20 protein-coding genes are annotated in these 22,503 nt (G+C 65.9%); 12 read left to right on the top strand and 8 right to left on the bottom strand.

Annotation, left to right across the window (positions count from 1 at the left end):
- Positions 1 to 248: 248 nt before the first annotated feature.
- On the bottom strand, positions 249 to 1,313 hold the full coding sequence (locus tag RR42_RS16950; RefSeq protein ID WP_043349249.1) for a CDP-6-deoxy-delta-3,4-glucoseen reductase: 1,065 nt from the start codon (positions 1,311 to 1,313) through the stop codon (positions 249 to 251).
- A 9-nt stretch (positions 1,314 to 1,322) separates the two neighbouring features.
- Here RR42_RS16950 and RR42_RS16945 point away from each other — a divergent pair, with 9 nt between their 5' ends.
- The 12 genes from RR42_RS16945 to RR42_RS40455 all read left to right on the top strand — a co-directional run bounded on the left by RR42_RS16945 (position 1,323) and on the right by RR42_RS40455 (position 14,305).
- Entirely contained in the window at positions 1,323 to 2,303 is a 981-nt protein-coding gene (locus tag RR42_RS16945) for an NAD-dependent epimerase/dehydratase family protein (RefSeq protein ID WP_043349246.1), read from the top strand.
- A gap of 466 nt (positions 2,304 to 2,769) precedes the next feature.
- The gene (locus RR42_RS16940; protein WP_043349244.1) at positions 2,770 to 3,741 is read left to right on the top strand and encodes an ABC transporter substrate-binding protein; all 972 of its coding nucleotides are present in this window, start codon (positions 2,770 to 2,772) and stop codon (positions 3,739 to 3,741) included.
- A 13-nt stretch (positions 3,742 to 3,754) separates the two neighbouring features.
- Positions 3,755 to 4,627 carry an ABC transporter permease gene (locus RR42_RS16935; RefSeq protein WP_043349242.1) on the top strand — a complete coding sequence of 291 codons (873 nt, stop codon included), beginning with the start codon at positions 3,755 to 3,757 and terminating at the stop codon, positions 4,625 to 4,627.
- A complete protein-coding gene (locus RR42_RS16930; protein WP_043349239.1) occupies positions 4,624 to 5,403 on the top strand; it encodes an ABC transporter ATP-binding protein in 780 nt (259 codons plus the stop codon). Before RR42_RS16935 ends, RR42_RS16930 begins: the two co-directional genes overlap by 4 nt.
- Positions 5,404 to 5,418: 15 nt before the next feature.
- Positions 5,419 to 6,192, top strand: a complete 774-nt coding sequence (hutC, locus tag RR42_RS16925) for a histidine utilization repressor (RefSeq protein ID WP_043349236.1) — start codon at positions 5,419 to 5,421, stop codon at positions 6,190 to 6,192.
- Between the two features lie 76 nt (positions 6,193 to 6,268).
- Positions 6,269 to 7,849, top strand: a complete 1,581-nt coding sequence (hutH, locus tag RR42_RS16920) for a histidine ammonia-lyase (protein WP_043349232.1) — start codon at positions 6,269 to 6,271, stop codon at positions 7,847 to 7,849.
- A gap of 61 nt (positions 7,850 to 7,910) precedes the next feature.
- Entirely contained in the window at positions 7,911 to 9,632 is a 1,722-nt protein-coding gene (gene hutU / locus RR42_RS16915) for a urocanate hydratase (RefSeq protein ID WP_052494679.1), read from the top strand.
- Positions 9,629 to 10,240 (top strand): HutD family protein, encoded by a 612-nt coding sequence (locus RR42_RS16910; protein WP_043349229.1) that lies wholly within the window; start codon positions 9,629 to 9,631, stop codon positions 10,238 to 10,240. The genes hutU and RR42_RS16910 overlap by 4 nt, the downstream gene beginning before the upstream one ends.
- Positions 10,237 to 11,529, top strand: coding sequence for an imidazolonepropionase (hutI, locus tag RR42_RS16905; protein ID WP_052494678.1), 1,293 nt, complete (start codon positions 10,237 to 10,239; stop codon positions 11,527 to 11,529). Before RR42_RS16910 ends, hutI begins: the two co-directional genes overlap by 4 nt.
- Positions 11,526 to 12,926 (top strand): formimidoylglutamate deiminase, encoded by a 1,401-nt coding sequence (locus RR42_RS16900; protein WP_043349227.1) that lies wholly within the window; start codon positions 11,526 to 11,528, stop codon positions 12,924 to 12,926. The genes hutI and RR42_RS16900 overlap by 4 nt, the downstream gene beginning before the upstream one ends.
- 114 nt (positions 12,927 to 13,040) lie before the next feature.
- Positions 13,041 to 13,856: an N-formylglutamate deformylase gene (hutG, locus tag RR42_RS16895; RefSeq protein WP_043349223.1), complete on the top strand. Its 816-nt coding sequence runs from the start codon at positions 13,041 to 13,043 to the stop codon at positions 13,854 to 13,856.
- 296 nt (positions 13,857 to 14,152) lie between these two features.
- Positions 14,153 to 14,305 (top strand): hypothetical protein, encoded by a 153-nt coding sequence (locus tag RR42_RS40455; RefSeq protein WP_158408290.1) that lies wholly within the window; start codon positions 14,153 to 14,155, stop codon positions 14,303 to 14,305.
- Positions 14,306 to 14,521: 216 nt separating this feature from the next.
- Here RR42_RS40455 and RR42_RS16890 read toward each other — a convergent pair whose 3' ends face one another.
- From RR42_RS16890 to RR42_RS16860, 7 genes are all read right to left on the bottom strand, one after another.
- The gene (locus RR42_RS16890; RefSeq protein ID WP_052494677.1) at positions 14,522 to 15,697 is read right to left on the bottom strand and encodes a DUF4382 domain-containing protein; all 1,176 of its coding nucleotides are present in this window, start codon (positions 15,695 to 15,697) and stop codon (positions 14,522 to 14,524) included.
- Between the two features lie 183 nt (positions 15,698 to 15,880).
- Positions 15,881 to 19,096, bottom strand: a complete 3,216-nt coding sequence (locus RR42_RS16885; protein ID WP_043349221.1) for a pilus assembly protein — start codon at positions 19,094 to 19,096, stop codon at positions 15,881 to 15,883.
- Between the two features lie 60 nt (positions 19,097 to 19,156).
- Positions 19,157 to 19,699: a pilus assembly PilX N-terminal domain-containing protein gene (locus RR42_RS16880; protein ID WP_043349217.1), complete on the bottom strand. Its 543-nt coding sequence runs from the start codon at positions 19,697 to 19,699 to the stop codon at positions 19,157 to 19,159.
- Between the two features lie 3 nt (positions 19,700 to 19,702).
- Positions 19,703 to 20,716 (bottom strand): PilW family protein, encoded by a 1,014-nt coding sequence (locus tag RR42_RS16875; RefSeq protein WP_043352281.1) that lies wholly within the window; start codon positions 20,714 to 20,716, stop codon positions 19,703 to 19,705.
- A gap of 17 nt (positions 20,717 to 20,733) precedes the next feature.
- Positions 20,734 to 21,324, bottom strand: a complete 591-nt coding sequence (locus RR42_RS16870; protein WP_043349214.1) for a type IV pilus modification PilV family protein — start codon at positions 21,322 to 21,324, stop codon at positions 20,734 to 20,736.
- Positions 21,321 to 21,809 (bottom strand): GspH/FimT family pseudopilin, encoded by a 489-nt coding sequence (locus RR42_RS16865; RefSeq protein ID WP_043349213.1) that lies wholly within the window; start codon positions 21,807 to 21,809, stop codon positions 21,321 to 21,323. The genes RR42_RS16870 and RR42_RS16865 overlap by 4 nt, the downstream gene beginning before the upstream one ends.
- Before the next feature lie 3 nt (positions 21,810 to 21,812).
- Positions 21,813 to 22,319: a type IV pilin protein gene (locus RR42_RS16860; protein ID WP_082054927.1), complete on the bottom strand. Its 507-nt coding sequence runs from the start codon at positions 22,317 to 22,319 to the stop codon at positions 21,813 to 21,815.
- Positions 22,320 to 22,503 lie beyond the last annotated feature (184 nt).

Raw genomic sequence — 22,503 nt, 5'->3', positions numbered from 1 at the left:
GCGTGAAACAGGGGAGAGGAGAGCAGAAAAACAAAAAGCCACGGGGATTGCCCGTGGCTTGTTGACCTGAACAGAAGCTATGGACGGTCAGCCGCGAGGCACCCCGGTAGGGAGCGACGTACGGTAGCTGCGTCGGTTGTCGATAGCGTAGTTCATGGCGGCCAATATAAGGCCCATGCGCCCGGCTGTCAAAACGAATTTTGGCGGAGCCGGGCATTGTTGTCGCTTGGAAACGGGCAGCGGGGCGCTCAGGCCGCCGGTGCCGAACCCGCCGGATGCATGTCCGCTTCCGACGTGAACGAGTCGGCGAAGAAGGCATCCTCGTGCAGGTCGCAGCGCAGGGAAAAGTCCTTGCGCGCGGCATTGATCATCACCGGCGCGCCGCAGGCGTAGACCTCGAAGCCGGACAGGTCGGGATGGTCTTCCATCACGGCCTCGTGGACAAAGCCGGTGCGGCCGTCCCAGTCGTCGCTGTCCTGGGCGTTGGAGATCACCGGCACGTAGCGGAAGTTGGGCAGCTCGCGCGCCCATTGCTCGCACAGCGCATGCATGTAGAGATCGCGCGGGCGGCGGCCGCCCCAATACAGCGTCATCGGGCGGGTGATGCCGGTGTAGACCGCGTGCTCGACGATGGCCTTGATCGGCGCGAAGCCGGTGCCGGAGGCCAGCAGGATGATGGGCTTGTCGGAGTCTTCACGCAGGAAGAAGCTGCCGAGCGGGCCTTCGAAGCGCAGGATGTCGCGCTCCTTCATGGCCGGCTGGCCTTCCCTGGCGCCGAACACGTAGTCGGTGAAGGTGCCGCCGGGCATATGGCGGATGTGCAGCTCGATCGGGCCTTCCTGGTGCGGCGGCGTGGCGATGGAGTAGCTGCGGCGCTTGCCGTCGCGCAGCAGGAACTCGACATACTGGCCGGCCAGGAACTGCATGCGCTCGGTGGCGGGCAGTTGCAGGCGGGTCACGATGACGTCGTCGGCCACGCGCTCCAGCGTGGCGACGCGGCACGGCACCTTCTTGATGGGGATGTCGCCGGCGCCTTGCACCTCGCGGCACTCGATGGTGATGTCCGAGGTGGGCTTGGCGCAGCAGAACAGCGCGCGGCCCTCGGTCTTTTCCTGCGCGGACAGCGCGGAAAGCGCATGGTCGCCCTGCTCGATGCCGCCAGCGGTGACACGGCCCTTGCAGGATCCGCATGCGCCGTTCTTGCAGCCGTAGGGCAGGCCAATGCTGTGGCGCAGGGCCGCAGTAAGGATGGTTTCATCCGCGGCCGCTTCAAATGTGCGGCCGCTGGGCATGACGGTAACTTGATAAGCCATAATAACTCTATGAGCAAAAATCTGTCGCGACGCCGCCTGGGTCGCCCGCGCCTACTCATCGTTGGCTGTGGGGATGTGGGCACACGTTGCCTGCGTATTCTATCGACGCGCTGGCGCGTCTTTTCCATCACTTCGCAGCCGTCCCGCCGCACTGAGCTGCGGGACAACGGCGCCGTGCCGCTGGTAGCCGACCTGGACCGGCCCGCCACGCTGGCGCGCCTGGCCGGGCTGGCCGACAGGGTGCTGCACCTGGCGCCGCCGCCGTCGCGCGGCGAGGGCGATCCCCGCACGCTGGCGCTGCTGCGCGCCTTGCGGCGCGGCGCCTGGCGGCGGTCCGCCGCACGGCCGGGCGGATGGTCTGCCAAGCCCGCCATTCTACCCGACCGACGCTACGGCAGGTCCGGCCGACGCGCTGCGCCGCCAGCGTTTGTCTACGCCAGCACCTCGGGCGTGTATGGCGACCGGGGGGGCGCCAGGCTGGCGGAATCGCAGGCGGTGCGCCCGCAAACCGCGCGCGCCCGGCGCCGCGTGGCGGCAGAGCAGTCCGTGCGGGACTTTGGCCGCCATGCCGGCTGGCGCGCTTCCATCGTGCGCATCCCCGGCATTTATGCCGAAGACCGGCTGCCGCTGGCCCGCCTGGCCAAGGGCACGCCGGCGCTGGTGCCGCAGGACGATGTCTATACCAACCACATCCATGCCCTGGACCTTGCCCGCACCATGGTGGCGTCGCTGTTCCGCGGCCGCGCGCAGCGGGTGGTGCATGCCAGCGACGATTCGGAAATGCGCATGGCCGATTACTTCGACCTGGTGGCCGACCGCCGCGGCCTGCCCCGCCCGCCGCGCCTGGCTCGCGCGCAATTGCGCGAAGCCGTGGAGCCAACCTTGCTCAGCTTCATGAGCGAATCGCGCCGGCTGGAAAACGCCCGTCTCAAACGCGAGCTGCGCCTGCGGCTGCGCTATCCCACCGTGGCCTCCTTTTTCGACGCCTGAATACAGGTGCTCTCGGCGTCGCCCGGGAGCGCCTTCCTTTCGCATCCTGGTGGCGCCCCGGTGGCGCCTGGTGGCACACCGTTTGCGTTGGTGTTGCCGCTCGATCCTGTATAGACAGCAAGTGATGCTTTCAGCGTAACCGTGCGCGGATCTGGTGCGCGCAGGCGAAGGCGGCAAGCGCCGGATGCCCCGTCAGCGGGCATCGGCGGGCACCCGGCCTGATCCCGTAACGCCGCCGTTTTGTGCGCGTTTCGTGCCGTTCCAGGCTCGGCCGCACCTAAGTGCCGGCCACGCCAGTTCTGCCCTTCGCCTCGGGTTAACTACTGCATTGACTTGTATATACAGGGTTGCTAAATTGCCTGGCAAATGACCGGCGCTGCAAGTACGGCGCCGCCCGAGCCGGGCGATCCGGCCGCCGCCAGCGCTGGCGCGGCCCCGTTCGCATCACACCAAAGGAGCCAGGAAGATGGGATTTCGTATCCGTAGCGGTAAGTCGCTAGCCGTCGCCGTAGCAGCAGTCGTCGCCACGCTGGGTGCCGCAGGCACCGCGCAAGCGCAAGCCACACAGGTCACGCTGGGCATGAGCGGCTGGACCGGCTTCGCGCCGCTGACGCTGGCTGACAAGGCCGGCATCTTCAAGAAGCATGGTGTCGACGTCGACATCAAGATGATTCCGCAGAAGGACCGTCACCTGGCACTTGCCGCGGGTGCCATCCAGTGCGCTGCCACCACGGTCGAGACCCATGTGGCCTGGAATGCCAACGGCGTGCCCATCACCCAGATCGTGCAGCTCGATAAGTCCTACGGCGCCGACGGCCTGGCCGTGCGCGGCGACGTGAAAGGCTTTGCCGACCTCAAGGGCAAGACCATCGGCGTGGACGCGCCGGGCACCGCGCCTTACTTCGGCCTGGCCTGGATGCTCAAGAAGAACGGCATGAGCCTGAAGGATGTGAAGACCACCACGCTGTCGCCGCAAGCCGCCGCGCAGGCTTTCGTCGCGGGCCAGAACGATGCTGCCATGACGTATGAACCGTACCTGTCGTCGGTGCGCCAGAACCCGGACAAGGGCAAGATCCTCGCCACCACGCTGGACTACCCGATGGTGATGGACACGCTGGGCTGCGCGCCCAAGTGGCTCAAGGACAATCCCAAGGCCGCGCAAGCGCTGGTGGACAGCTACTTCGAAGCGCTCGACATGATCAGGCAGGACCCGGCCAAGGCGAACGACGTCATGGGCGCGGCGGTCAAGCAAAGCGGCGAGCAGTTCGCCAAGTCGTCCGCCTACCTGCGCTGGCAGGATCGTGACGCCAACCGTAAATTCTTCGGCGGCGAGCTGGCCAGCTTCAGCAAGGAAGCGGCGCAAGTGCTGCTGGAGATCGGCGTGATTCGCCAGGTGCCGGACGTCACCGCCCTGTACGACGCGCGCTTCATCAAGTAACGAGGTCGGTGCCATGACGCAGGTTCACATTGGTTCGCCCGCCGCGGGTGCGGCGACAACGCCCGCTCCCGCCGCGGTGACGCCGGTGGCCGCGCGCCGGCATCCCTGGCTGGCGCCGCTGGCGCCGGTCACCCAGCGCGCGCGCTGGGTGCTGGGCTTGTCGTTCTTCGTGGTGTTCTTTGCCGCGTGGGCGGCGGTGACCCTGGGCGGCATGGTGCCGCGCAACTTCCTGGCCGATCCGGCGACCATGGCCCATGAAGGCTTGCTGCTATTCACCGAGTACAACTTCATCGGTGACATCGGCATGACGGTATGGCGCGTGCTGGGCGGCTTCGTGCTGGCCGCCGCGCTGGCCGTGCCGCTGGGCATCTTCATGGGCGCGTACAAGGCGGCGGAGGCGTTCTTCGAGCCCTTCGTCTCGTTTTGCCGCTACCTGCCGGCATCGGCCTTCATCCCGCTGCTGATCCTGTGGGCCGGCATCGGCGAGGCGCAGAAGGTGCTGGTGATCTTTATCGGCTCGTTCTTCCAGATCGTGCTGATGGTGGCGGTGGCGGTGGGTGGCGCGCGGCGCGACCTGGTGGAGGCGGCCTACACGCTGGGCGCCAACAGCAGCGGCATCGTGCGGCGCGTGCTGATCCCGGGCGCCGCGCCTGAGATCGCCGAGATCCTGCGCCTGGTGCTGGGCTGGGCCTGGACCTATGTCATCGTGGCCGAGCTGATCGGCTCGTCCTCCGGCATCGGCCATATGATCACCGACAGCCAGGCGCTGCTCAACACCGGGCAGATCATCTTCGGCATCATCGTGATCGGTTGCATCGGCCTGGTCTCCGACCTGGCTTTCAAGCTGGCCAACCAGCGCCTGTTCCCGTGGAGTTCGATCAAATGAGCGCGCTGTCCATCCAGCAGGTCTCGCGAACCTTCGTCAATCCGCGCGGCGGCCAGACCCTGGCCCTGCAGCCGACCGATTTCGAAGTGGCGGACAACGACTTCGTCACCATCCTCGGCCCCTCGGGCTGCGGCAAGTCCACGCTGCTGCGCATCGTCGCCGGGCTGGATACGCCCACCACCGGGCGCGTGCTGCTCGACGGGCAGGAAGTCACCGGCCCGGGTGCGGAGCGCGGCATGGTGTTCCAGTCGTACACGCTGTTCCCGTGGCTGACCATCGAGCAGAACGTGCGCTTTGGCCTGCGCGAGCGCGGCATGAGCGCGGCCGGCCAGCGCGAGCGCAGCGACTTCTTTATCCAGCGCGTGGGCCTGCGCGGCTTCGAGCATCATTTCCCCAAGCAGCTCTCGGGCGGCATGCAGCAGCGCACGGCCATTGCCCGGGCGCTGGCCAACGACCCCAAGATCCTGCTGCTGGACGAGCCCTTCGGTGCGCTGGACAACCAGACCCGCGTGCTGATGCAGGAACTGCTGCTGGGCATCTGGGAAGCCTCGCGCAAGACGGTGCTGTTCGTCACGCACGATATCGACGAGGCCATTTTCATGGCCAACCGCGTTGCCGTGTTCTCGGCGCGCCCGGGCCGCATCAAGCGCACCATCGACGTGGACTTTCCTCATCCGCGCCACTACACCATCAAGACGTCGCCGGCGTTCTCGGAACTCAAGGCGGTACTGACCGAGGAAATCCGCGCCGAGGCCATGGCCTGCGCCGAACACTGAGTTGCCAACCAAGCCATGAAAGCTGCCACCGCCAACCGCCGGGGTGTTCCCGATGCCACGCCCGCCGCGCTCTACCAGCAGGTGAAGGACTACATCGCGCGCCATATCCAGAGCCGCGCGTGGCAGCCGGGGGACCGTGTGCCCTCCGAGCAGGAGCTTGTCACCCGCTTTGGCGTGTCGCGCATGACGGTGAACCGCGCGCTGCGCGAGCTGGCCGAGCAGGGCCGGGTGGTGCGCGTGGCCGGCGTGGGCACCTTCGTGGCGCAGCACAAGCCGCAGTCGACGCTGCTCAACGTGGTCAACCTGCAGGACGAGATCCGCATGCGCGGACATGACTACGCTTGCGACGTCATGGTGGTGGAACGCGTGGCTGCCTCCATCGAGGTAGCGGCCGCGCTGGATCTGCGCACCGGCGAATCGGTGTTCCACTCCGTGTGCGTGCACCGCGAGGACGGCGTGCCGGTGCAGCTCGAAGACCGCTATGTGAACCCGCGCGTCGCGCCGGACTTCATCAACCAGGATTTTGCCGCCGCCGACGCGGTGAAGCCTGGCGAGTACCTGCTGCGCCACGTGCCCTACGACCAGATCGAACACGTGGTCGATGCCATTTCCGCCACGGCGGAACAGGCCGCCCAACTGGAAATGCCGGCTACCCAGCCGTGCCTGCTGCTGACCCGCCGCACTTGGACGGGCGGCACTCCCGTGACCTTTGTACGTTGCCTGCACCCAGGCAACCGCTACCGCCTAGGCAGCCGATTCCGCGCCGATGGCAACCCGGCCTTCGGCTGAACCAGCCAAGGGCCGTTAGTTTTTTCAGATCCACCAGCCAACGCACGAACCAGGCTGTATAGACAGGGACATACAAATGAGCGCCACCCAAGCCAACCAAACTTCCCGCCCGCTGCTGACCTTGCAGCCCGGCTCCGTCACGCTGGCCGACCTGCGCCGCATCCATCGCGGCGAAGTGAGCCTGGCGATGGATGCATCCGCGTGGGCTGGCGTACGCGCGTCCCAGGCCACCGTGCAGGACATCATCGACGCAGATGCGGTGGTCTACGGCATCAACACCGGCTTTGGCAAGCTGGCGCAAACACGCATCCCGCATGACAAGCTGGCGGAGTTGCAGCGCAACCTGGTGCTGTCGCACAGCGTGGGCACCGGCGCGGACCTGCACAGCGACACCGTGCGCCTGATCCTGGCGATCAAGGCGGTGAGCCTGGCGCGCGGCCATTCCGGCATCCGTCCCGAAATCATCGAGGCGCTGCTGGCGCTGACCAACGCGGGCGTCACGCCGTGCATTCCGGCCAAGGGCTCGGTGGGCGCGTCGGGCGATCTCGCGCCGCTGGCGCATATGTCGTGCACGCTGATTGGCGTGGGCGAGGTGATGATCGACGGCGTGCGCCGCCCGGCCGCCGAAGGGCTTGCCCACGCGGGCCTGGCGCCCTTCACGCTGGGCCCCAAGGAAGGGTTGGCGCTGCTCAACGGCACGCAGGTTTCCACCGCGCTGGCGCTGGCGGGCCTGTTTGCCGCCGAAGACATCTTCGCTGCCGGGCTGGTGGCGGGCGCGCTGTCGCTCGAAGCCATCAAGGGCTCGGTCAAGCCGTTCGACGCGCGCATCCACGCCGCGCGCGGCCAGGCCGGCCAGATCGCCGTGGCCGGCGCCGTGCGCGCGCTGCTCGATGGCAGCAAGATCGTGGACTCGCACGTGAGCTGCGGCCGCGTGCAGGACCCGTACTCCATCCGCTGCCAGCCGCAGGTGATGGGCGCCTGCCTGGATAACCTGCAACACGCCGCGCGCGTACTGCAGATCGAAGCCAACGCCGCGTCCGACAATCCGCTGGTGTTCCCGGAGCAGGGCGACGTGATCTCGGGCGGCAACTTCCACGCCGAGCCGGTGGCGTTTGCCGCCGACATCATCGCGCTGGCCATCGCGGAGATCGGCGCGATCTCCGAGCGCCGCCTCGCGCTGCTGCTCGATTCCGGCCTGTCCGGCCTGCCGCCGTTCCTGGTGCGCGACGGCGGCCTGCATTCGGGCTTCATGATCGCGCAGGTCACTGCCGCCGCGTTGGCTTCCGAGAACAAGTCGCTGGCGCATCCTGCCAGCGTGGACAGCTTGCCGACGTCGGCCAACCAGGAGGACCATGTGTCGATGGCCACCTACGGCGCGCGCCGCCTGGGCGATATGGCGGAGAACACCGCCGTGGTGGTCGGCATCGAAGCCATGGCCGCCGCGCAGGGCATCGAGTTCCACCGCCCGCTGGAGTCCTCGCCGCTGATCGAGAGCGAGATCGCACGCATTCGCGAGCGCGTGGCCTTTGTGGAAGGCGACCGCTACTTCGCGCCGGATATCGAGGCGATGAAGCAGTGGGTGCAGCAGGGTGACGCGGGTGCGGGCTGGCCCGAGGCGGTGCGGCAGGTGCTGCCGTCGCAGGTGGGCGTGGCTTGATGCGCGCGCCACTCTCGAACGCAGGCTGAACCGCAGAACTGAACAGGCAGGAGAACCCCACATGAACGCCAACGAACACCAATTCACCAAAGCGGCGCCCCTGCGTGGCCAGCGCGAGATCCGCGCGCCGCGCGGCACCGAGCTGCACTGCAAGAACTGGCTGATCGAAGCCGCCTACCGCATGCTCCAGAACAACCTGGACCCCGATGTGGCCGAGCGCCCGCAGGACCTGGTGGTGTACGGCGGCATCGGCAAGGCGGCGCGCAACTGGGAGTGTTTCGACGCCATTCTCGACAGCCTGCGCAACCTGGGCGAGGAAGAGTCGCTGCTGGTGCAATCCGGCAAGCCGGTGGGCGTGTTTCGCACCCATGCCGATGCACCGCGCGTGCTGATTGCCAACTCCAACCTGGTGCCGCACTGGGCCACCTGGGACAAGTTCAACGAGCTGGACCGCGCTGGCCTGATGATGTACGGCCAGATGACAGCCGGCTCGTGGATCTATATCGGCACGCAGGGCATCGTGCAGGGCACTTTCGAGACCTTTGTCGAAGCCGGTCGCCAGCACTACAACAACGATCTCACCGGCAAGTGGATCCTCACGGCAGGTCTGGGCGGCATGGGCGGCGCGCAGACGCTGGCCGGCGTGCTGGCCGGCGCGTGCGTGCTGGCGATCGAGTGCCAGGAGTCGCGCATCGACTTCCGCCTGCGCACGCGCTATGTCGACAAGAAGGCCACCAGCATCGACGAAGCGCTGGCCATGATCGAAGAAGCCACGCGCAACAAGCAGGCCATCTCAGTCGGCCTGCTCGGCAACGCTGCCGAGATCATGCCGGAGCTGGTCAAGCGGGCGCAGGCCGGCGGCATGCGCCCGGACATCGTCACCGACCAGACCTCGGCGCACGACCTGGTCAACGGGTACCTGCCGGCGGGCTGGACCGTCGGGCAATGGGAAGCCGCGCGCACGGCCGATCCCAAATCAGTCGAGGCCGCTGCCAAGACCTCCATCGTCAAGCACGTGCAGGCCATGCTGGCCTTCCAGCAGATGGGCGTGCCCACGTTGGACTACGGCAACAACATCCGTCAGGTCGCCTTTGACGAAGGCGTGGCCAATGCCTTTGATTTCCCGGGGTTCGTGCCGGCGTATATCCGCCCGCTGTTTTGCCGCGGCAAGGGCCCGTTCCGCTGGGTTGCGCTATCGGGCGACCCCGAGGACATCTACAAGACCGATGCCAAGATGAAGGAACTGTTCCCCGAAGACGCGCACCTGCACCGCTGGCTGGACATGGCGCGCGATCGCATCGCCTTCCAGGGCCTGCCCGCGCGCATCTGCTGGGTGGGGCTGGACGAGCGCCACCGCGCGGGCCTGGCGTTCAACGAGATGGTGAAGAACGGCGAGTTGAAAGCGCCGATCGTGATCGGCCGCGACCACCTGGATTGCGGCTCGGTTGCCAGCCCCAACCGCGAGACCGAAGCCATGCGCGACGGCTCCGATGCGGTGTCCGACTGGCCGCTGCTCAACGCGCTGCTCAACACCGCGGGCGGTGCCACGTGGGTCAGCCTGCATCACGGCGGCGGTGTGGGCATGGGCTTCTCGCAGCATTCTGGCGTGGTGATCGTTTGCGATGGCACCGATGCTGCCGCCAAGCGCATCGAACGGGTGCTGTGGAACGACCCGGCCACCGGCGTGATGCGCCACGCCGACGCGGGCTACGAAAGCGCGATCGACTGCGCCCATGAGAAGGGCCTGAACCTGCCGATGGTGCCAAAGGCGGCAGGCGTATGAACGGCGTCGAACGTTTCTCGCTCGGCGCGCTGGCCGCGCACCCCTGGAAGAACGGCGGCGGCGTTACCCGCGAGATCGCCGCGTGGCCGCCGGGCGCTGGCATGGACGCATTCCTGTGGCGCGTGAGCGTGGCCGACATCGCCGCCGATGGGCCGTTCTCCGCCTTTCCCGGCATCGACCGCCAGATCGTGCTGCTGGACGGCGAGGGCGTGCGCCTGCTGGCTGACGATGGCAGCTTCGATCATCGCCTCGATACCGTTGGCGAGCCCTTTGCCTTTGCCGGCGAGCGCGGCGTGCAGGCCACGCTGCTGGATGGCGCCACGCGCGACTTCAATGTGATGACGCGGCGCGGCCAGTGCCGCGCGAGCGTGGTCGCGGCGCACGACGAATTCACGATCGCGCCCGGCGCGCATGCGGTGTTGTTGTTTGTGGTTGAGGGGGCATGGCGCCACGGCATTGCCGGCCAGGGCGGCCAAGCCGTGCTGGCCAGCGACGATGGCATGCTGTTTGCCCAAGGCGTAGCGGTGCCATATCGCCTGCAGGCGATGTCGGAGCCCGCGCTTTGCCTGTGCGTCACCCTGGAGTTGGAGTTGGAGAACCCGCAATGAACCTGAACCCGGCGCATGCCGCCGCTATCTCTTCGTCCACTGAATCCGCCAAGTCCGCCGATGGCGTCTGGCATCGCTGCCACCTGCTGCCCGACGGGGATCCCGCCAAGGCCATCCGTGACGCCGCGCTGGTCGTGCAGCAAGGCCGCATCGTGTGGCTCGGCATGCAGGCCGAGCTGCCGCAGGCGTACGCAGCGCTGCCGCGCCATGACGCGGGCAGCGCCTGGATCACGCCGGGCCTGGTCGACTGCCACACCCACCTGGTGTACGGCGGGCAGCGTGCCGATGAATTCGCCATGCGCCTGGCCGGCGCAGGCTATGAGGAAATCGCGCGCGCCGGCGGCGGCATCGTCTCCACCGTGCGCGCCACCCGCGCCGCCGATGAAGACACGCTGTTCGCGCTGGCCGCCGCGCGTCTTGCGCCGCTGCTGGCCGAAGGTGTGACCACCCTGGAGATCAAGTCTGGCTACGGCCTGGATCTCGCCAGCGAACGCAAGCAGCTGCGCGTGGCGCGCCGCCTGGGCGATGCCTTCGGCGTAACGGTGCATACCACCTTTCTTGGCGCGCACGCGCTGCCGCCGGAATACGCGGGCCGCGCCGACGACTACATCACGCTGGTGTGCGAAACCATGATGCCCGTGCTGGCCGACGAGGGCCTCATCGATGCGGTGGACGCCTTTTGCGAATCCGTGGGCTTCAGCCTGGCGCAGACCGAGCGCGTCTTCCAGGCCGCCGAGCGCCACGGCTTGCGCGTCAAGCTGCACGCCGAGCAACTCAGCAACCTGGGTGGCACCGCGCTGGCGGCGCGTTACCGCGCGCTGTCGGCCGATCACCTGGAACATCTCGATGAGGCCGGCGTCGTTGCCATGGCCGGGTCGGGCACGGTGGCGGTCCTGCTGCCGGGTGCCTACTATTTCCTGCGTGACACCAACCTGCCGCCGATCGACCTGCTGCGCCGGCATGGTGTGCCGATGGCGATCTCCACCGATCACAATCCCGGTACGTCACCCGTCACTTCGCTGCTGCTGATGATGAATATGGCGTGCACCCTGTTCAGGCTGACCGTGCCCGAAGTGCTGGCAGGCGTCACCACGCACGCCGCGCGCGCGCTGGGCGCAGCCGACCGGCACGGTTTGCTGGCCGCCGGGCGCGCCGCCGATTTCGTGCTGTGGAATGTCGATTCGCCGGCCGAGCTGGCCTACTGGTTCGGGCGCAATCCCGCCGCCGCCGTGGTGCGCCAGGGCAAGGTCTATCCTGCGGCCACGTCAGTGCAAGGAGTGCGGCCATGAACGCCGGAAGCCTGTTTGCCACGCAGGCCTTGCTGCCCACGGGCTGGGCCAGCGATGTACTGCTGGCCTGGGACGACGCTGGCGCATTCACGACGGTGCAGGCCGGCGCGCAACCCGCCGTGGACGTGCCGCGCGCCGCCGGGCCGCTGTTGCCGGGCATGCCCAATCTGCATTCGCACGCGTTCCAGCGCGGTTTTGCCGGGTTGACTGAGTTCCGCAGCGAGACGCTGGCTGACGGCCAGCAGAGCGATTCCTTCTGGAGCTGGCGCAAGCTGATGTACCGCTTCGCGCTGCGGCTTTCGCCCGATACGCTGGAAGCCATCGCCACGCAGCTCTATATCGAGATGCTGCGCGCGGGCTACACCAGCGTTTGCGAGTTCCACTACGTGCATCACGACACACACGGCAAGCCTTATGCCGACCCTGCCGAGATGTCGCTGCGCCTGCTGCGCGCCGCCCAGACCGCCGGCATCGGCATCACGCTGCTGCCGGTGCTGTACCAGACGGCCGGCTTTGGCGACAAGCCCGCGGTGCCGGATCAGCGCCGCTTCCTGCATGAGACGCACGCCATGCTCGCCTTGCTTGGCCGGCTGGCCCCGCAATGCCATGGCCAGGCTCGCCTGGGGCTTGCCCCGCACTCGCTGCGCGCGGTGCCGCCGCAGAGCCTTGCCGACGCCGTGGCGGGCCTGCACGCGCTGGATGCAACAGCGCCGGTGCACATCCATATCGCCGAGCAGCAGCGCGAGGTCGACGAGTGCATCACGCTCACGGGCACACGCCCGGTGGCATGGCTGCTCGACCATGCCGAGGTGGATGCGCGCTGGTGCCTGGTGCACGCCACGCACCTGGACTGGGATGAACGCAGGCGGCTGGCGCACAGCGGCGCGGTGGCCGGCATCTGCCCGACCACCGAGGCCAACCTGGGTGATGGGGTATTCGATGCCGCGCCCTACCTGGGGCAAGGCGGTGTCTGGGGCATCGGCTCGGACAGCCACGCCAGCGTCAGCGTCGTGGAAGAGCTGCGGCTGTTCGAGTACGGCCAGCGGCTGGCGCTGCAAAAGCGCAATGTGCTGGCGTCGGACGCGCACAGGCAGGTGGCGGACCGCCTTTACCTCGATGCCGCCTTTGGCGGCGCGCGCGCGTCGGGCCGGGATATCGGCGCGATTGCCGTCGGGCAGCAGGCGGATTTCGTCGTGCTGGACGGGGCGCATCCCGCGCTCTCCGGTTTGTCGGGCAGCCAGGCGCTGGCAGTCCATGTGTTTGCCAACCATGGGCATGAGACACTAGCGGAAGTCCGCACGGCGGGCCGCATGCGCGTGCAGCATGGTCTGCACGCCTTGCAGGCCGATGCTGGCAAGCGCTTTGCCGCTGCGCGCGCAAGCCTGCTGACTGACTAAAACCCGGCGCACCACGCGGCCTGACGCTTGAAGCTTGTCGCTTGACGCGACAAGCTTCAGGCCCGCGTTGATGAGCACTGCGCCTTTACGTTGCAAAGCAGCAAACAAGAAAACATGGCCTTCTCGACCGATACCCCCGCTTTCACCCTGCATCGCGGCACGCGCCCGATGCTGGTGTCGATGCCGCACGTCGGCACCCACCTGCCGGCCTGCGTGTCCGACCGGCTGACCGCCGAGGCACGCACCGTGCCCGATACCGACTGGCACCTGGAGCGCCTGTACGATTTCGCGCGCGAGCTCGGTGCCTCCATCCTGGTGGCCACCCACTCGCGCTACGTGGTGGACCTGAACCGCCCGCCCGACAACGCCAATCTCTACCCCGGCCAGGACACCACCGGCCTGTGCCCGGTCGATACCTTCGACAAGACGCCGATCTACGCCGACGCCAGCGGCCTGCCCGCCGACGATGAAATCGCCGCGCGCCGCGACGCCATCTGGCGCCCGTACCACGGCGCGCTCGCCGAAGAACTGGCCCGCTTGCGCGCCGAGCACGGTACCGTGGCGCTGTGGGACGCGCATTCGATCCGCTCGGTGCTGCCGCGCTTTTTCGAAGGCAAGCTGACCGACTTCAACCTGGGCACCGCCAATGGCGCCAGCTGCGACGCCGCGCTGGCCAACCAGTTGCTGGATATCGCGGGCGCGTTGCCGGGCTATACCTCTGTGCTTAACGGGCGCTTCAAGGGCGGCTATATCACGCGGCAGTACGGGGCGCCGGCGCAGGGCGTGCAGGCAGTGCAGCTCGAGTTGACGCAGTCGGCCTATATGAGCGAGACCTATCCCTTCGCCTATGACGAGGCACGGGCAACGCGCATTCAGCCCACGCTGAAGACGATGCTGGAGACGGTGTTGGGGTACGTGGAAGCGCGTTAAGCCTGCTGGCGCCTGCCGATTCTCGGTGTCCTCGTGCTTTTGCATGACTACCGGCGCGACCCCTAGCCACGGGTCGCGTTGTCACATCTACAGCAACAAATCCGCCAATCGGCAAATATCTTGGCAGGTCCGCGTAGGCAGCGGCCGCCGCTGGCCCGGTCACGCGCGCCACCAGTTCTTCATTGGGCAGTCCAGGCATCGACTCGGCATCGATCACGTTTTGCGAGCCGATGTAGCCAATGCTGCCGTCCACCGCCATGATCTTGCGGTGATTGCGCTGGTCGAGGCGCGCGCTCTTGCTTTTGAGCACCGCCATCAGCGAGCGCATGGGCAGGGCCTGCACCACCTCCACGCCGCCGTCGCGCAGCGTATCGGCAAACATGCGCCAGCCAGCGCGCGCCCAGCGCATCCACCAGCAGGCGGCAGCGCACGCCCCGCGCGCTTGCTAGCAGCGCCCTTTCTTCGCCTGGCCAGGCGGACAGAAACCTGGACCGGGGCCCGGATCCACCACCACGGCAGCGGGCGCCACCACGGCACCGTTTGGCGTATAGACTGCGCAACCCGACAGGGTAGCGGCTGTCGCGCACACTAGCAGAATGATTTTCATACTTTCTCCTTGCATATCGAACGGTCACATTCAAGCGGCTTTCTGCCGCAGTTTTCGGTCAGAACGCGAAATTCTGCGTCACGCTGCCGGCGCCGACGTTTACGGGCTGCGACTGGATGGTGCCACTCGCGCTGGTTGCTTCGATGGTGTACTTTCCGGCCGCGCTGACATCCGGGAAGAGCGCGATCGGCAAGGTTGCCTGGTAAGTGCCAACCGATGGCGATGCCGTGGGCAAATTCAGGCTGTAAGCGCCCGTTGTGCTGTTTGCCGTCGCACTTGCGATTGTGTAGTTGTTGCCCCCCGTCAGTTGCAGCGCGCGCAAGCTGCCAGCCGCGCTGGCCGGCGACATGGAACCCGAGACCGTGTTGACCGTGGAAGCCGGCAAGTCGATGGGGGCGCCTGACGTCGACACCACGGTGCTTGCACCGGCAACAACTGGAACACTACGCACAATGCCAACTGCGCGGCTGGCCGGTACGATGACCACATCGACATTGCCATTGGTGCTGCTCTGCTCGATGGGCGAAAGCGTGAATGCGCCCAGGCTGTCCGCAACGGTTGCCTTCACGACCACGCCATTGCGTTCGGCGTAGACCTGGGCGCCGGCCTCGGCCGCGGTCAACATGCCGGTGACCTTGCCGCTGACGACGACGGGCAGCGCGGTGACCACCGGCTTCAGGTTGTAGCCGCCATTGCCGCGCGTCACCACCGATTTGCACGCATCGAAATCGAGCACGAGATCGGTGAGCGTATCTGGCGCAACGGTAAAAGGCCGGATGATCTTGATCCCGCTCTGGATGGCGCTCGGCGTATCCAGCGCGGTCTCCGTGCCACCGGTAGGAACGACGGAATTGGCAAGCGAATTGCCCGCATTTGGTGTCAGCAGCAATCGGATCTGCTGGTACGTGCCAGCAGGCAGCGCTGTCTTGCCAAGGGTGGCGAGCACGCCGTTGGTGAGTGACAGCAGGTCGATGCGTTGTGCCGGTGACACGGGAATGTCCACCCAGCCCGAGCCGTTCTCGTCAACGTTGGCGTTGCCGTTCACACGCACCTTGTTGACGGTCACAAACACGTGATCGAAGCCGCAGGCGGGTGCGTCAGTCATGGAAACCTGCAAGGTTCCCTGCGACGCCTGGGGCGTGCCGCCATCGCCCCCGCCACCACACGCAGCCAGGCCGAATGTGCCGGCGCAGCCAAGTGCCAGCGCGCTATAAACGGACTTATGGTCTCTCATCACGATCTCCTCTTTAGGACGACATTGGGGATGCCCAGAGATTAAGATTCGTGCGGCCCGTACAGTGTTAGTCCACTGTAACAATGTAAATTTTTCGATACAAATGTGAACCGGCGAGGCGTCGTGCACTGCATCATTGGCGACGCGACCCCGCCCTTGGTGGCAGGACGGGGCCGATTCTGCCTAGTGCTTGTCGCTTTCCGGGTACCAGTAGATGCGCTTGCGTTTGCCGACGCCAGCGATATTGACCTTTTGCGCACCTAGCGCGGAGGTGGCATCGCCGCCGCCAGGACCGGTCTGGTTCCCCCCGCCGAGCAAGACCGGCACCACGGTCGCGCTCGTGCCGCTGCCGATCGATACCATGCCGAACACGGACGATGGCGGGAAGCCGCCGCCGTCCAGGATGATCGAGCGGGCCGGGTTTTGCCCGGCCGACGTCAGGAAGCTGAAGGAGTAGCTACGGGCGATCCCGAGATTCGGATAGCACGTGTTGGCATCCGGCACTCTTGGCGTGTTGGTACCGATCGTGGTGTAGCCACTGACCGTCAGCGGTGCGTTGACCGCCTTCTCGCCGGGATTGGTCAGCGTGATGTAGAAGCCCGAACCCGATCCGTCATAGGTGCCCGTCAGCGTCGTGGCATCGACAAGGCCGGCTTCGGTGATCGGCTTCCAGGTCGACGGCATGCCGAGGATGTTGGTGTCCTTCACCATGTAAAGCCGATTGACCACGTTGTAGGCCGTGCCCGGCGTCGTCGAGGCAGAGTAAAGCGGATGCTCGCGGTCTCCCGTGCCGGCAGTGACGGCATCGTAGCCAGCGGTGGAGACGACATCGGGGGGGTAGAAAAACTTGCGTGCGGCGTTTGTGCCGGACGCGCCACCTAGGGCGGCAAGCTTGTTCAGGGTCCAGTTCGCCGGCGCATTCCCCGCGGTAGTCTCCAGATCCGCGCGCCAAATGTTGCCACCGACGTCGCCGACATAGAAGCGTTCGATGTACCCGTCGCCGTTGCGGTCGAGCACGGTCACATCCGAGGGGATGGCACGAGTCAGGTCCGGCACTGGCAGGCAGGTGCCGCCCATGCCCGCGCAGCTAGGCAGGGCACTCCATACGGGGGAGCCGGTCAAGGCATCGAGCACCAGAACGCCCCGCCCCATGATGTCGGTGCCTGGTGCGGGATCACTGTCCTCCGTCGTGTCGTAGCCAGCACCCATGACGATGAGCGCGGACGCGCTGCCTCGCGCGCGTATCACGCGTGGCTGGGACCAGCTCTGGCCGAGTTCAGGGAAGTCGGCGTTGGTGCGCTTCCACAGGTAGCGAGGATTGGCGGGGTCGGTCACATCCAGGGCATAGATCAGCCGGCCGCCGCGGCGTGCGGTCAGGTAGAGGACGATGCGCGGATGTGCCGGGTCCCGCAGGTCTTGCATGACCGTCGTGCTGCCGTCGAAGAAATAGTCGCGGGGTGTCGGTGCCGGGGTAATGCCACCCGGCGTGGTCGAGAGCTTTACCTCCGGCGAATTGGTATAGATGCGGCTGAGCTTGCCGAGAAACTCCGGAGCAATAAAGCCCCAGAGCTCACCCCCGGGCCTTACGCTGCCGATCCCCTGTGCCTGGTTGCCGTTGATCGCGTGGAACACGCCGTCGTTGGTGCCATAGAACACCACGACCCCCGTGCTTCCACCATAGTTGACGACCGCCGGCCGCGAGTGCAGCACATCGGCATGAATCGAACCGCGCACGGTGACCGGTGAGCCCGGACCCTGCTGCGCCTCCTGGCCGGCGATGCTGCTGGCATCCGCCGCTTTCACATCCGCACCGCGCATCCAGGCGATCAGCTTGGGCAATTCCGTACTGCTGATGGTTGCCGCACCACTGGTTCCGGCGTTGACGGCCGCAAGGCCATTGGCGCCGTTCAGCCATGTATTGGCGGTATCGAACGTTGGCATGGCGGCGTTGGTCGGGCAGTTGCCCGCGCCGTTGCACGTGAACAGTACCCGGCTATCCTGGCTGGTCAGCAATTGGGCGCGCAGCATCTCGCCCGCGCCGCCTTTCTCCACCACCTCTCCATCGGGCGAGTCCAGGTTCCATCCGGTGCTCGATGGGCTGTTCGTCCAGAAGCCCTTGGCGGGCCAGTTTGCCACCCCGCCGGTGCCATAGCCACTTGTGCTGAACGTGAGCGGGGGCTCAGCGGTCCAGTAGCTGACGGCACCCGGGGAAATGAACCCGGTCGCTGCGTTGCTGATCGCGCTGTTGCCGCTGGCATCCTGCAGTACGATATTGCCCTTGCTGTTGTAGCCAATCTGATACTGCTTGAGATTGCCCATCCAGCGTGGCGCGGCCGTGGCGTCCGGGCGGAACATGCCGACATAGACCTGGTTGAGGAACTGGCCTTGCGCGTTCACCGATGCCGGCAAGCTCACCGAGGCAAAGACGCTGTTGACGGCCTGCACTTCGTTGAAGATCTGCAGCAAAGCGGAAGTCAGTCCGTTGACATCCCCGAGCTGGACCACATAGGTCTTGCCGCCGCCATTGGTCCCCATGCTATCTGTGAACTGGACGTAATCCGGGTTCTTGCCATCAGTCACCGCGATCGTGTAGGTCACGATGTTCTGCTGGTTGGCCATGTTGCCCTGTACGTCGGTCTGGTACATGAAGCGAGCCCATTCGTCGCCCCAGTTGCTCTGGTATCCGTTGTAAGGGGCGGGAATCGTGATTTGCTGTTGCTGGGCGGTAGTCGCGCCCGCGGCTACCAGCGCGTTGATGACGTTCTGGCCAGTGTCCTGCGGCTTGCCGTTGTTGACGGCGTTGGCGATATAGATAACGAAATTGCGCTGGCAGGGATTGTCGATGGGCGATGTGTACTTGGTGCCCGACAAGCCGGTCCGCCCGGCGTAGAAGGCCCATGACTCCTGCATGCCTCCGCCAACCTGCGAGTTGTTCGAGTTGTCGGCCTGGCGATCGATGGACTTCACATACGTCAGGAAATTGTCCACGCCGGTGCTGTCCATCAGCGGCAGCTTGTAAGGCGCCACCGACGGAAACCGCATCGAGCCGCCGACATTATTCCCGGTGCCGAACATCATCACCCCGAGATTCAGGTTGCCCAGCAGGGCGGGGCTGTTCTTGATGGACGCCACCGCGTTATAGAGTGCGCACTGCTCGGCGCCGACATCCTTGCCAGCGTTATTGCTGGATACCACGTTCGCCGTGGAGCAGGTGAAGCTGGCCGAAGCATCCCAGGTTGACGCGTTGTCGAACAGGATCAGCACATTGGGCTTGCCAGCCTGTGGCTGCAAACCCGTGTACAAGTCGATGTCCTCCGCCATTGCCGGGCGCACGACGCAGAGTGAGAACAACGCGGCAATGGCAATGCGCGAGGCGATGCATCCGGCGGATTGGCGCATGGTGAGTCCTGGTGTACGAGGTGAAATGATCAGATCAGCCGCCCATGGGCGGGGACAAGCTCACGGACAAGCCGTGCCGGTCGGAACGCGTACTGCAACTCCCTGGTGCAAGGTGGTGCTGGTGCCGGTGGCGCTATCGTTGACGCTGGCGTTCACGTCCCATTGCGTGGCGTTGCATAAAGAATTGCCGCCACCGGCTCCGGAGGCGGTCAGCATGCCGGTGTTCTGGTTGCCGTTGCCGATGAAGCAGGAAACATCGTCGGCGTTGGTGGTATCCAGATCGGTATTCTTGATCGGTTTGCTGGTCTGGCACGCAGGCACGGCAACCTGTGCCGTGTAGTCCGCGTTGCCATCGCCATTGACGTCGACCGGCACACTGGCGGCCGCCGCCGCCGGGCTGGCGGTGAAGTCCTTGCTGATGACCTGTTCGATGGCTTGTTGTGCTGCATTCTGCGCTTCGACGCCATGCTGCTGGTTGGCGGCGACCTTCACATTGACGACACTGGATCCAACCAGCGATATCGTCATCAGCATGAAGATGACGAGGAAGATCAACGTAACGATCAGGGTGGCGCCGGACTCCCCGCGTTTTGCGTGTTGCATGGCTTACTCCCGGCGGCCTGCCACATTGGCCAGCCTTGCCACCCGGGCATAGACATGGCGCTTGAAGCCGTCGTTGAATGGGCCGCTCGCGGTGGGCCGCCCGAGATCATAGGTGCGGCTGTCGGTCCAGCCGAGCGAGGTCCGTTGTGCACGGGCCAGGATGTTGATGCGTACCGATGTCACGTTCTGCCAGTTGGTGAGCGCGGCGACCGTCCAGTCATAGGCCGGCGCTGAGGCGCAGATCGCCTGGTTGTTTGCGCCGGGGTCGCTGACATAGCAGTCGGCGGAGCCGTTGTTGTCGAGGTCCACCCCGTAGGACAAGTGCATATCCTGGATGCCTTGCGCCATCGAGCTGACCTGAAAGGCACCGCCGATCAGTTCGGCCATTTTCAGCGTCGGCACGCCGTCGCCATTGCCGGAGCACACATCGCAGGCGGCAAGATAAAAGATGCGCACGACTGCCTGGCGCAACACCGTGGGCGTGGCCGCGTCACATGCCTTGGTGCGCATCGTGAAGGCCGGCGCGCTGGCGCCGAACACGAACGATGTGGCGTCGTTGGCGCAGAATGAAACCTGCATATAGGCCTGTCCGGTGATGGGTGTCGTGGTTGGCGTCGTCGAGACGCGCCTGATCACCAGCACCTCCGAGGTTGGCGCGAGGCCAGGCAGGCAAGGGAGTGCCGTGCCTGGCGCGTAGCCCTGCACGGCAAGCGGTACTGTGGCGGGCGAGCTGGCAAAGCCGAGTGCATCGGGTGTCGTGGCACATGCGGCGGGGCCTGCCACCGTTGCACCGCTAGTTACGCTGGCAGCGCCAAAAAAGCCCGCAAGCTCGATTTCGCGCCCGAGTGTGTCCAGCACGTAGCGCCCGTTCTCCACCTGCTCTGCGCTATTGGAAAACTCGGAGCGTGACCGCGTGGTGGAGAAGTACAGGCTCCCGAGCGCTGTCAGGAGCAGCAGCCCCAAGGTCAGCCCGACCATCAGCTCGATCAAGGAAAGGCCGCGCTGACGGTGCCGCATTGCAATGTGCAGCCTGGTCACGAGAGCACTCCAATGCGTACCTGGATACTTACCGCGCGGCGGTTCGCATCATTGCCAAACTGCCCACTGCCACAAGGCAGCGCGGGGGCTGCGGTCTTGGCGAGGCCCTGCCACGCTACCGTGATGCGATAGATCTGGTTCGCGGCATCGACGGCTTCGATACAGCCAAGCGCGCCGATCATCGCACCGACCGCCTTGCCGCCACTGATCTCCGCGCTCCCGAGTAACTCGGTACCCCAGGCTGCCAGGTCGGCATTGGCGATGGCCACCTGGGCTGCGGATCCGACCGTGCAAGCCGGCGGGGCAACGGTCGCGCTGCCCGCCGTCGTGATGATTGTGCCGCTGGCATAGCAGGGCGCGGCCTGGCGATTCCCATTCAGCCGTGCCGCCATGTCCTGTAGCAGTGTCAGCGCCTGCACGCGTTGATAGGATTCCATCTCCGACTGGCTGGAGCGCGCGATCAGGCCCGCAGTTCCAAGCAGCGCCACTAGCAAGATCACGACCGATATCAAGACCTCGATCAGTGTGGCGCCGCACTGCGAGGACCGGGCCGCGCACTTGCCATGGCGTGACGAGCGCGAAGTCATGTGCAAGCTCCGGATACCACAGCGATGCGCCCGGTGCCGCTCACTTGCACGCAGATCGTAGAAGCCGGCTGGGGGGAAACGGAAGGCGCGACCTGGAACGTCAGGCTCCCGGTCGCGGGCCTGCCGTCGTTGCCGATCGCAAGGGAGTTGCCCGCGCTGGCAGTGATTGCAATGCCGTCATAGGGGCCGAAGCTGCGCACCTTCTCGGTGCCTGCCGTTACGGACCAGCCACTGGCCCAGGCGCTCGATGCGGCCATGGTGATGGTGCTGTTACGCTTCACCGCTTCGCTGCGGGTCAACGACACGGCGGCAGAGAGGTCGAGCGCAGCATTACGCGCGCGTTGCGTCGCAACCATGCTTGAGAACGAAGGGGCCGCGGCAAACGCAATGATTGCCAATATCGTCAGCGTGGCCAGCAGCTCGATCAATGTGAATCCGCGCTTGGGGAGAAGGCCGGCCGCGCGCCATGCAGTGAAATTTCGCATGGGCTATTTCCAGCAGTTCAAGCTGCCGCCCGACGCGCTCTTGTCCCCGTTGCCTGACAGGGTAAGCGTTCCGCACGCGGTGTCGTTGGTGGCCTGCCCGCCTTGCGGCGTTGCCGACAGCACATAGCCGGGCGGTGGGCCCGCGACCACGGCGACGGTGATCTGGTAATTCGGGGAGACGGTGGCGGGAAGGCTGGCGTAGCCGAGCGTGGCAAGGCTGGACGCATAAGCCCGGTTGTCTACCAGATAGCGCTCCTGCATGCTGGAAACCTCAAGCAGGAAAGATTCCGCTGCCACGCGATTGGATCGCACGACGTACTGGAGATAGGACGGGTAGGCGACTGACGCGAGAATCGCAATGATTGCCACGGTCACCATCAGCTCGATCAGCGTAAAGCCTGCCTCGAGTCGAGCGCGCCGGTCGCAACCGATACACGCCGTGACCGCCCCAAAATCCCGAAATAACCGATGCTTTCGGCTAAATCGCACCGCCGGGCTTCTTTGGCCCATGCTCGCGCTCCTGTTTTTCATTATTCTCCAGACGACCCGGTTCCGGAGGTACTTCGCGGGGAGTGTAGTCGCGATTCACGTGATGGTCAAAGCCTCTGCTGCATGGCTCGGCTAGCGTTGTAACGCGCCCACTATCGGTCAGGCAATGGACTTGCCGCAGCAGGAATTCGCCTGCGGCATGGAC

The sequence above is a fragment of the Cupriavidus basilensis genome (assembly GCF_000832305.1).
GTDB classification, from domain to species: Bacteria; Pseudomonadota; Gammaproteobacteria; order Burkholderiales; family Burkholderiaceae; genus Cupriavidus; species Cupriavidus basilensis_F.
Note: the sequence above shows the minus strand (reverse complement) of the source record. Positions and strands in the feature narration are given on the sequence as shown.

Bases quoted from the DNA above. Each gene is read 5' to 3' on its own strand.
- RR42_RS16950 (WP_043349249.1), bottom strand. From the start codon at position 1,313: ATGGCTTATCAAGTTACCGTCATGCCCAGCGGCCGCACATTTGAAGCG.
- RR42_RS16945 (WP_043349246.1), top strand. From the start codon at position 1,323: ATGAGCAAAAATCTGTCGCGACGCCGCCTGGGTCGCCCGCGCCTACTC.
- RR42_RS16940 (WP_043349244.1), top strand. From the start codon at position 2,770: ATGGGATTTCGTATCCGTAGCGGTAAGTCGCTAGCCGTCGCCGTAGCA.
- RR42_RS16935 (WP_043349242.1), top strand. From the start codon at position 3,755: ATGACGCAGGTTCACATTGGTTCGCCCGCCGCGGGTGCGGCGACAACG.
- RR42_RS16930 (WP_043349239.1), top strand. From the start codon at position 4,624: ATGAGCGCGCTGTCCATCCAGCAGGTCTCGCGAACCTTCGTCAATCCG.
- hutC (WP_043349236.1), top strand. From the start codon at position 5,419: ATGAAAGCTGCCACCGCCAACCGCCGGGGTGTTCCCGATGCCACGCCC.
- hutH (WP_043349232.1), top strand. From the start codon at position 6,269: ATGAGCGCCACCCAAGCCAACCAAACTTCCCGCCCGCTGCTGACCTTG.
- hutU (WP_052494679.1), top strand. From the start codon at position 7,911: ATGAACGCCAACGAACACCAATTCACCAAAGCGGCGCCCCTGCGTGGC.
- RR42_RS16910 (WP_043349229.1), top strand. From the start codon at position 9,629: ATGAACGGCGTCGAACGTTTCTCGCTCGGCGCGCTGGCCGCGCACCCC.
- hutI (WP_052494678.1), top strand. From the start codon at position 10,237: ATGAACCTGAACCCGGCGCATGCCGCCGCTATCTCTTCGTCCACTGAA.
- RR42_RS16900 (WP_043349227.1), top strand. From the start codon at position 11,526: ATGAACGCCGGAAGCCTGTTTGCCACGCAGGCCTTGCTGCCCACGGGC.
- hutG (WP_043349223.1), top strand. From the start codon at position 13,041: ATGGCCTTCTCGACCGATACCCCCGCTTTCACCCTGCATCGCGGCACG.
- RR42_RS16890 (WP_052494677.1), bottom strand. From the start codon at position 15,697: ATGAGAGACCATAAGTCCGTTTATAGCGCGCTGGCACTTGGCTGCGCC.
- RR42_RS16885 (WP_043349221.1), bottom strand. From the start codon at position 19,096: ATGCGCCAATCCGCCGGATGCATCGCCTCGCGCATTGCCATTGCCGCG.
- RR42_RS16880 (WP_043349217.1), bottom strand. From the start codon at position 19,699: ATGCAACACGCAAAACGCGGGGAGTCCGGCGCCACCCTGATCGTTACG.
- RR42_RS16875 (WP_043352281.1), bottom strand. From the start codon at position 20,716: ATGCGGCACCGTCAGCGCGGCCTTTCCTTGATCGAGCTGATGGTCGGG.
- RR42_RS16870 (WP_043349214.1), bottom strand. From the start codon at position 21,324: ATGACTTCGCGCTCGTCACGCCATGGCAAGTGCGCGGCCCGGTCCTCG.
- RR42_RS16865 (WP_043349213.1), bottom strand. From the start codon at position 21,809: ATGCGAAATTTCACTGCATGGCGCGCGGCCGGCCTTCTCCCCAAGCGC.
- RR42_RS16860 (WP_082054927.1), bottom strand. From the start codon at position 22,319: ATGGGCCAAAGAAGCCCGGCGGTGCGATTTAGCCGAAAGCATCGGTTA.